This is a genomic window from Clostridium sp. AM46-21 (assembly GCF_003480025.1).
Classification (GTDB): Bacteria; Bacillota; Clostridia; order Lachnospirales; family Lachnospiraceae; genus Coprococcus; species Coprococcus ammoniilyticus.
Genome location: NZ_QUIB01000029.1, coordinates 1 through 1,488, shown reverse-complemented (window position 1 = coordinate 1,488; position 1,488 = coordinate 1). Strand labels below are relative to the sequence as shown.

The window sequence follows — 1,488 nt, the reverse complement described above, 5'->3', positions numbered from 1 at the left end:
TGAAATAGATGAAAAAAATCTCTTGCTCAAATAGAATTAATAAAGGCTCAAACGGAACAAATAAAAATAGATAATTTATTAAAGAAAGAGCAAATAGAAAAACAAAGTAGCGAGAAAATTAAACATTCTCAACAGATTATTCAGGCTAATCAGATTACAATTAATAGCATAAGTCATAATATTACAGCAGGATCAATATTAAATTGTGATCCTATATTTCAAAGTTATTCTTATTCTGCGTCTAACAATCAGTAAGGAATAGATGTAACATATAAATGATAACCAGCCTTTTGGGAGCTTAAGGCTGGTTATCATTTATATTTATATATCAATAGGATTAAAAGTATTGTTTTGATTATAAATATTTGGTGGCCCTAATTTGATATTATATTTTTTTGTTATCTCTATTGCAGTATTTATATACTGTTTACATTCTTCAAAATTTGGTGGAACATAGTTTGCTAATTTTGTATTTTGCATAGGTCGAAACGGAGATATCATGGGAGATACTCCAATTTTGCATAAGGCCTCTATACCTTTTTTAAATGATTCAAGCGGCTCTAAACCTACAATTAGCATACTACGTACTTGTCCATCATTTCCAAAGACTTCTACAGCTTTTTGTAAAGCTTTTAGATATTCATTCCGTGAAATCATTCCTTTACCGGGCATTATTTCCTTTGAAATGGTTTCGTCATAAATTTCGAGATTAAAAGCAATTTCGTTTGCACCCAATTTCTTATATTCTTGAATATCATTTAAATCTTGTGGTGGAAGACTCATGATATAAATTGGTTTATCTGTATGTATTCTAATTATTTTAAGAATATCCTTTATGAGTGTTGGCTCATATATTCTATCGTTTGAAGCGCCACCTATCATAATTTCCTTAAATTCAAAATTTTCTAGATAAAACAAAAAGGATTCCGTTATATCGTCTAAATCAAAATTATAGTATTCTTCATTTTTTGCATGACAAAAATGACAGCCTTTTCCATTTTGTTTAAACAAACATATTGAATTATGACGAATGCGAATACGCATATTATTGCGCTGCACCATTTTTGAATATAATAAACCGGAATGTGTTTTAACATTTGGGATAGAATCTTTTTTATCTACATATACAATACTTATATTTTTTTCAAGATAAAATAAATAAAAGTTTTTTTCTATATATTTTAAAGTAAATGGCGAGAAATCTATAAAAGGGATTTTAAGTGGACAATTTACTATTAAGTCATTAGAAAATCTAATATCAATAGCATCAAATGTTCCTTCTTGAATTCCACCACATTCCGTTAATGCAATCATAGCAGATATATCAATTTTAATTCCTTGTAATAATAAGGCTGTCTTTAGATTATTCCAATCCATATTAGATTTTATTGAACACCGTATTATTTCATTCGAAAGTAAATTTTGATAAATATTAATTTGATGATTTGGATTCAAACTTATTATATTTCTTTTAGAAATAAAACGAAA

1 protein-coding gene is annotated in these 1,488 nt (G+C 27.3%); it reads right to left on the bottom strand.

Translation table 11 applies throughout. The features are described 5' to 3' along the window. Nucleotides 1–321 precede the first annotated feature (321 nt). A partial coding sequence (locus DW959_RS13985; protein ID WP_207664461.1) for a radical SAM protein occupies nucleotides 322–1,488 on the bottom strand: 1,167 nt, incomplete at its 5' end.